Genomic DNA, 7,570 nt, shown 5'->3' on the forward strand with positions numbered 1-7,570 from the left:
AGGAGGCCTGCTGTGCTCTGGGGATTGCCTTGTTTGTGCTGCCGCCGAGGAGTCCTAAACTCAATGGTCACGTGGAGCGGGTGCAACGGACCTTTAGGGAGGAGCTCTATACCCGGCCTCTGCCCCCCCGGCTCAGCGAGCTACAGGCAGAGCTGGATGCCTACCTGGACCACTACAACCGCCGAAGGCCTCACATGGCCCTGGGGGGTCTTGCTCCCTTGGAGTATTTAGCTAAGATGCAGGAGGAGTCGGTTCCCCAGTCTCACATGTGTTGACCGATTACAGGGTCTTGCTCCCTTGGAGTATTTAGCTAAGATGCAGGAGGAGTCGGTTCCCCAGTCTCACATGTGTTGACCGATTACACCACATTGACATAGCCTGGCACGGTTTGGGTAGAATAAGCCAGCCGTTCGAAGGCTAAAGAATGAAGTCGCTAGGAGGAATCGGCATGAAGAAGCTCGCAATTCTAGCACTGGGTGCCTTGGCTTTAGGTGTAGCCTCGGCCCAGTCCAACGTGATTAAGATCGCTTCAGTTTCGCCCCTCTCGGGGCCTCAGTCGGCTCTAGGTACGGCCATCGCCCAAGGGGCCCAGATGGCCATTGAAGACGCGCAAGCCCGCTTCCAGCAGCTAGGCTTCCAGCTTCAGTTTGCCCCACAGGACGACCAAGCCACCCCCGATGTGGGCGTGGCGGTAGCCCGCCGCATCGTCAACGACCCCGACCTTTTGGCCATCGTGGGGCACCTCAACTCCGGTGTAGCTATTGCTGCTTCGGAAATCTACAAGGACACCAACCTGGCCATGGTCTCCCCGGCCAACACCAACCCTCGCGTGACCGACCGGGGCTACCTTAACGTCAACCGTATCTGCGGGCGCGACGACGTGCAGGGCCCGGTAGGCGCCGAGTACGCCGTGCGGGTGCTGCGCAAACAACGCCTATTCGTCATCCACGACAAAACCCCCTACGGCCAGGGCTTGGCTGAGGCCTTTGCCGCGCGGGCCCGCGAGCTAGGCGCTCAGGTGGTCGCCTTGGTAGGCACCGAGGAGGCCTCCAACTTCCAGCCCCTCATCCTGCAGATGCGGGCCCAGCGGCCCGATCTGGTCTACTACGGCGGCATCTACGACAAAGGCGGCGTGCTGGTTAAGCAGATGCGCGAGCGGGGCATCACCGCCACCTTCATGGGCGGCGACGGTCTGGATGCCTCCGACCTGGTGAAGATTGCTGGCAGCGCTGCCAAGGGCGTACTGTTTACCACCACTGCCGGCCCCATTAGCACCTTGCCCAAGGCTGCCGAGTTCGCCCGGCGCTACAAGGCCAAGTTCGGCAAGGACCCTGAAGCCTACGCGGTTTATGCCTACGACGCGGCCAACGTGGCCCTGGCTGGCATCGAAGCTGCTATCAAGGCCAACAATGGCCGCAAGCCCACCCGCGAGCAGGTGGCCCGGGCCATCCGCGAGGTCAAGCTCGATGGCCTTACCGGCCGCATCGAGTTCGATAGCAAGGGCGACCGGAAGCTCTCCGACTACTATGTCGTTGGCATGAAGGAAGCCAAGTACCCCGGCGAGGTGCTGCGGGTCATCCAGTTCGCCCCGCCTGCGGCCCGTCAGTAGTTGCTCCGTCTGTATGCAAACTCCCGCTAAGGCGGGGGTTTGTTTTTTTTTGATGGTCTTGACCTGGATTGACCCGCCGGTCAGGATTAGCGGATTCATTCCAGGTTGTCAGGCCACCCCCTAGCCTATATACTCTGTCAGGCTAAAGTTACAATGGATGCGGCTATGTGCATATTTTTGCAGGCATCCTTGTAGCTAAATGAATAAGTAAACTAGGAGGTTCTACTTGACGGTTGCCGATCTTCTGGCCATCCTTCCCCAAACCATCCTCGAGGGGCTTCTTCTGGGCTTTGTCTATGCCATGGTAGCCCTAGGGTACACCATGGTCTACGGGGTACTGGGGCTGATTAACTTTGCCCACTCCGAGGTCTTCATGATCGGAGCGGTAATCGGCCTCGAGGTCTTCCGCTTCTGGGGCAACCCCGAGGCCCCGGTCATCCCTAACCCCTTCCTACTGCTCTTGGTGGCCCTGGTTTTCGCCGCTGTTGGCTCGGGCACCATGGCGGTACTGGTGGAACGCTTCGCCTACCGCCCGCTGCGCAAGCGAGGCAGCAAAAACATCCTGGTGCCCATGATTACAGCCATCGGGGTCTCCTTTTTGCTGCAAGACCTGACCCGTATCTACGCCGCTTTGCGCCACAACGAGTTCAACATGCAGTACCGCACCTACGACGCGTTGAACACCACGCTGCTGCTGCCCTTTGAAACCACCATCCAGGTCAAGGGAATCCTCATCATTGTGGTCTCGCTCCTGATGCTCTTCGCCCTGACCTACCTGGTCAACCGCACCAAGCTGGGCAAGGCCATCCGGGCGGTGTCGCAGGACATGCAGACTGCCTCTTTGATGGGCATCAACCCCGATGTCATCATCTCCCGCACCTTCCTGGTGGGCGGTTCGCTGGGGGGGGTAGCCGGTGTGCTGTTTGGGCTTTTGTACACCAATGTCACCCCCTATTCCGGGGTGCTGCCGGGGCTCAAGGCCTTTACCTCGGCGGTGCTGGGGGGCATTGGCAACATCCCCGGGGCCACGGTGGGGGGCCTGATTCTGGGGCAGCTCGAGACCCTCTCCGGCACCTACCTCCCCTTCCTGACCAACGGCAACTTCGGCACCGAGTATAAGGATGTTTTCGCCTTCCTAACCCTGGTGCTTTTGCTGCTTTTCCGGCCTCAGGGCATTTTCGGCCAGAATGTGAGTGAAAAGGTATGAGCCGGTATATCTTCCCCTTCACCCTTGCCTTCACCGCACTTTCCCTCTTGGGGGCCCTGTTGCAGCCGCAAAACGGCCTGACCAACCTGGCCCTGGTGGCCTCGGTGGCGCTGGTGAGCCTGGGGAAAATCCCCACCGCCTGGCGCTCAGGCCTGCTGGCGATACTGGCCTTAGCCCTCACCGTGCTGCTGCGCCTCAACCCCAGCGACAAGATCGCCTTCTACGGCCTGCTAGGCGTGCTGATGGCCTGCTTTTTGCTGCCCAACCTGTCCCACCTGGTACGGGTGGCTCTGGGGGTGGCCATTCTGTTCATCGCGGTGCCCATCGCCGGCCTCAGCAATTCCTTTTTGTTTGAGCTGGGCATCCAGATCGGCATTTTCGCCGCGCTGGCTCTGGGTTTGAACGTGGTGGTAGGCCAGGCCGGTCTCCTCGACCTGGGCTTTGCCGCCTTTTTTGCGGTCGGGGCCTACACCTGGGGCATTTTTGGTTCCCCCCAGGCCGCCGAGTTTATCCAAGGCTTCCCTCCCCAGGGCTTGCCCGGCAACTACCTCTATTTGTTCATGGCCCTAGCCATCATCACCGCTGCCATTACCGGTGTGCTCATTGGGCTGCCGGCCTTGCGGCTACGGGGCGACTACCTGGCCATCGTCACCCTAGGCCTAGGTGAAGTGGTGCGCATCCTCGCCAACAACCTGGACAAACCGCTCAACATCACCAACGGCCCCCAGGGCATCACCCCGGTCAACCGCCCAGAAAGCGGTCTGCTGGGCGATATCCTCCGCCTGGTGGGAGCCGAGCAAATTTACGGCAAGCCCATCGACACTTACATCACCTACGCGTTCTTCTTCTATCTCCTGGTGCTTTTGGTAATCGCCGTGGTTCTCCTGGTCAACATCCGGCTGGCCAACTCGCGCTTTGGCCGGGCCTGGGTGGCCATCCGTGAGGACGAGATCGCCGCCAAGGCTATGGGCATTCCCCTGCTGCCCACCAAGCTGCTGGCCTTCGCTACTGGTGCGGCCTTCTCTGGCGTCATGGGCGCCATCTTCGCTGCCAAGCAGACCTTTGTGAGCCCCGAGTCCTTCACCCTGCAGGCCTCGATTAACATCCTGGCTTTCGTGATTCTGGGCGGGATGGGCTCGATTGGGGGTGCGGTGGTCGGGGCTGCGGCGGTCACGGTGCTCAACATCGGCATCCTCAAGGACTTCTCCGACCTGCTCAACACCTGGCGGCAGACCGGGGTGACCATTCTGGGTTACAACATGGCCAACCTACCGCCCCAGCTCAACCCAGCCAAGTACGAGCGGCTGGTATTTGGCCTGATTTTGATTCTGATGATGATCTTCCGCCCCGAGGGGCTGATTCCCGAGCAACGGCACCGGGCCGAGATGCAGGAGGCCCGTCAGGAGGCCCAGGAAGGTGGTGTGAAATGAGCGAGCTGGCTTTGGATGTGCAGAACGCCACCAAAAAGTTCGGTGGGTTGGTGGCGGTGGACAATGTGAGCCTCCAGGTACGGCCTAGGGAAATCTTCTCGGTAATCGGCCCCAACGGGGCAGGCAAAACCACCTTTTTCAATATCCTCACCGGCATCTACAAGCCCGACACGGGCCGGGTAGTCTTCTTCGGCCAGGACATTACCGGCTACTCCCCAGATAAGGTGGCGCGCACCGGCATTGGCCGCACCTTCCAAAACATCCGGCTGTTCAAGGCCATGACCGTCCTAGAGAACGTGCTGGTAGGCCACCACTACCACACCCACCAAAGCTATTTCGACGTCCTCTTGCATACCCCCCGCTTCCATCGGAGCGAGAAAAAGGCCAAAGAGCGGGCCATGGAGCTACTGGCCTACATGAACCTAGACAGGCGGGCTGAGGAGCTGGCCTCGGGGCTTTCCTACGGAGAGCAACGCCGCCTGGAAATCGCCCGGGCCTTGGCTTTGGAACCGCGGCTCTTGTTTTTAGACGAACCCGCGGCGGGAATGAACGAGCAGGAAACCGAAGACCTCAAGGTGCGCGTGCGCAAGCTGCGCGATGAGCTAGGCCTGACCATTGTGCTCATCGAACACGACATGGCCATGGTGATGAGCATCTCGGATCGGATTGCGGTGCTCGAGTACGGCTCCAAGATTGCCGAGGGTTTGCCCGCCGAGATCCGCGCCAATCCGCGGGTTATTGAAGCCTACCTGGGCAAAGGCGCAGCAGGACAGGCCGGAGGGAGCACGCATGCCTCTGCTTGAAGTCAAAGACATCCACACCTACTACGGTCATATCCACGCGCTCAAGGGTATATCGCTCACGGTGGAGGAAGGCGAGATTGTTACCCTGATTGGCGCCAACGGCGCGGGAAAAAGCACCACCTTGCGCACCATCAGCGGGATGAATAAACCTCGCAAAGGTGAGGTCATCTACCAAGGCCGGCCTATTCACAAAATCCCCGCCGACAAAATTGTGGCTTTGGGCATAGGCCACGTGCCCGAAGGACGGCGTATCTTCCCCCGCATGACTGTGGAGGAGAACCTGGAGATGGGCGGATTTCTCATCAATGACGCCAGGGTCATGCAAGAGCGCAAGGAGCAGGTTTTCACCCTCTTTCCCCGCCTGGCCGAACGGCGCAAACAGAAAGGCGGCACCCTATCGGGGGGAGAGCAGCAGATGCTGGCCATTGGCCGGGCTTTGATGCAAGACCCCAAGCTGCTGCTGATGGACGAGCCCTCGATGGGGCTGGCCCCGGTACTGGTGGACTTTATTTTCGAGATTATCCAGAAGCTCAACCAGCAGGGCAAGACCATTTTGCTGGTAGAGCAAAACGCCCGCCTGGCCCTGCAGATTGCCCACCGCGGCTACGTGCTGCAAACCGGCCACCTGGCCATGAGCGGCCCTGCCAAGGAGCTGGCCGCCCGGCCTGAGATTCAGGAAGCTTATCTGGGCGGGCACGGTTAGCCTACAGGTCGAGATACTACATAGCCATGAAGGCCAAATTCGCTCACACTGCCCTTCTGCCAGGCCTCGAGGTACCTGGCGCGGTGCTGCGCCCTTTTGCCGGGGAGCAGCTCATGCTGTTGCGGGCCGAGAGCCAAGCAGGTTCGCTCTTGGCGGTCCACGAGCAGATAACCCTGGTGGTCTCGGGGCGCTTGGGGAGGAGTGGCTCGAGCTAGGCCCCGGTGACATTGTGCATGTACCGCCGGGCGTCGAACACGAGGCGTTTTTTGTTGAAGATTCGTAGTATTTGACGCCTTCCACCCAGTACGGCAGGATTTGCTGAACAGGCTTTAAGGAATAGCCCTCCATGCGCACCGTGGTCACCACCTACTACCTCGAGGCCACCTCCCCCGACCAGCTCCGGCCCAAGCCCACCGCCCCCGAAGGCTTTTTGCTGATGAAAGCCGAGATTCCCAGCGCTGAGTTGCAGCGCTTTCTCTACCGCAGCGTGGGGGGAGGTTGGTACTGGTACGAAAAAGCCCATTGGGGCTATGCCGAGTGGTGGGCCTATGCCCAAAACCCTCACCGGCACACCTGGGTGGCCTACCTCAGGGGTACCCCTGCGGGTTACTTTCAGCTCGAGGAACAGCCTGAGGGCAACGTGGAAATCGTCTATTTCGGCCTGCTGCCCCAGTTTGCTGGGATGGGGCTGGGAGGCCACCTGCTAACCCGGGCCCTGGAGGAGGCCTGGCGGCTAGGGGCAAAGAGGGTCTGGGTACACACCTGTTCCCTAGACAGCCCCGCTGCCCTAGCCAACTACCTGGCCCGGGGAATGCGCTTATACAAAAGCCAGACCCGCTGGCAGGAAATCCCCGACCAGACCCCAGGCCCCTGGGAGGGGGCCTGGGGTTAGTCTGGGTCGAACCAGGTGTGTAGGGTCGCTTGCGCCTGGGCCTTAACCTCCGGGGTAATGTGGGCTGCCACCGTACCCACCGCCAGGAGCAGCACGCTTAGATCGTCGGTAAAGCCCACCAAAGGCGCCAGATCGGCCACCAGGTCAAAGGGCAGGATGAAGTACACCAACGCGCCCACAATGGTGCGCTTGGCCCAGGCCGGGGTCTCGGGGCGCTTTAGGGCGTAGTAAAGCCAGAGGGCTTTCTCGACCACTTCGCGGCCTGCCTGGCGGGCAAAGCGCCGTAGTTTGTTCCAAAAATCTTCCTCGCGGTAGCGCTCGATTGCATTGATTTCAATCACGTCGACTTTTTGAATATTACTCGCCACTATTGGCCCTCCCGATTCGCCAGAACCTTACTGGACGAGCAAAAGAGCATGGGTTCCACCCCAAATCTACGGGTGTAAAACCTATGGTAGCAGATTGCATTGGCCAAACATGAATCTCTATAGCAGCGCATTTTTGGTTTTTGGTCTCACTCTAATCGCAGACCACAACATCGAATGGGCAAATCAGGGCTAAGTTAATTTCCCCTGCCCCTTGCTGTTATACCGGATAGGACTTACGCAGTTGGCTGAAGGATGTGGAGGGGATGGGCGAGATAACTTCGTATTGCCTCGCGAACAATGGACGCCTTGGCCTCGTACCAGCTCACCCCCCTGCGCAGCCGGTAGACCTCCAGCCGGAGGAAGGCCCGCAAAGCCAGGAGGAGGTGCCGCAGGATGGAGACCGCCTTCCTCACCTGGGCCCGCTCCACCCCACAGCACTGCTTGAGCCCCCGATGGTACACTTCGATCCCCCATCCTTGCCGCTCTAACTCCGCCCGCTTCTCTTCGCTCATCCCCAGATGGTTCGTGGCCCAGTACTCCGCCTCCCCGTCCTTGGAG

8 protein-coding genes and 2 pseudogenes are annotated in these 7,570 nt (G+C 60.2%); 8 read left to right on the forward strand and 2 right to left on the reverse strand.

The annotated features are described in order from the left end of the window. The 8 genes and pseudogenes from G552_RS15540 to G552_RS0112930 form a co-directional block, all read left to right on the forward strand. Nucleotides 1-310: pseudogene (locus G552_RS15540) on the forward strand (integrase core domain-containing protein); the annotation flags it as partial. Nucleotides 311-448: 138 nt separating this feature from the next. After that, on the forward strand, nt 449-1,609 hold the full coding sequence (locus G552_RS0112900; protein WP_027883394.1) for a branched-chain amino acid ABC transporter substrate-binding protein: 1,161 nt from the start codon (nt 449-451) through the stop codon (nt 1,607-1,609). Between the two features lie 226 nt (nt 1,610-1,835). Further along, nucleotides 1,836-2,816, forward strand: coding sequence for a branched-chain amino acid ABC transporter permease (locus G552_RS0112905; RefSeq protein ID WP_027883395.1), 981 nt, complete (start codon nt 1,836-1,838; stop codon nt 2,814-2,816). Beyond that, nucleotides 2,813-4,246 (forward strand): branched-chain amino acid ABC transporter permease, encoded by a 1,434-nt coding sequence (locus G552_RS0112910; RefSeq protein WP_027883396.1) that lies wholly within the window; start codon nt 2,813-2,815, stop codon nt 4,244-4,246. Before G552_RS0112905 ends, G552_RS0112910 begins: the two co-directional genes overlap by 4 nt. Beyond that, the gene (locus G552_RS0112915) at nt 4,243-5,049 is read left to right on the forward strand and encodes an ABC transporter ATP-binding protein (RefSeq protein WP_027883397.1); all 807 of its coding nucleotides are present in this window, start codon (nt 4,243-4,245) and stop codon (nt 5,047-5,049) included. The genes G552_RS0112910 and G552_RS0112915 overlap by 4 nt, the downstream gene beginning before the upstream one ends. Further along, on the forward strand, nt 5,036-5,752 hold the full coding sequence (locus G552_RS0112920) for an ABC transporter ATP-binding protein (protein ID WP_027883398.1): 717 nt from the start codon (nt 5,036-5,038) through the stop codon (nt 5,750-5,752). Before G552_RS0112915 ends, G552_RS0112920 begins: the two co-directional genes overlap by 14 nt. A gap of 26 nt (nt 5,753-5,778) precedes the next feature. Continuing rightward, nucleotides 5,779-5,967 carry a cupin domain-containing protein gene (locus G552_RS16855; RefSeq protein WP_245575205.1) on the forward strand — a complete coding sequence of 63 codons (189 nt, stop codon included), beginning with the start codon at nt 5,779-5,781 and terminating at the stop codon, nt 5,965-5,967. Nucleotides 5,968-6,098: 131 nt separating this feature from the next. Further along, on the forward strand, nt 6,099-6,644 hold the full coding sequence (locus G552_RS0112930; protein WP_027883399.1) for a GNAT family N-acetyltransferase: 546 nt from the start codon (nt 6,099-6,101) through the stop codon (nt 6,642-6,644). Here G552_RS0112930 and G552_RS0112935 read toward each other — a convergent pair. Both G552_RS0112935 and G552_RS0112940 read right to left on the reverse strand, forming a co-directional pair. After that, entirely contained in the window at nt 6,641-7,012 is a 372-nt protein-coding gene (locus tag G552_RS0112935) for a YkvA family protein (RefSeq protein ID WP_036270922.1), read from the reverse strand. The two genes, G552_RS0112930 and G552_RS0112935, sit on opposite strands and share 4 nt — an antisense overlap. A gap of 233 nt (nt 7,013-7,245) precedes the next feature. Then, nucleotides 7,246-7,570 (reverse strand): annotated as a pseudogene (locus tag G552_RS0112940) (IS701 family transposase); the annotation flags it as partial.

The sequence above is a fragment of the Meiothermus rufus DSM 22234 genome (assembly GCF_000423425.1).
Lineage (GTDB): Bacteria > Deinococcota > Deinococci > Deinococcales > Thermaceae > Meiothermus > Meiothermus rufus.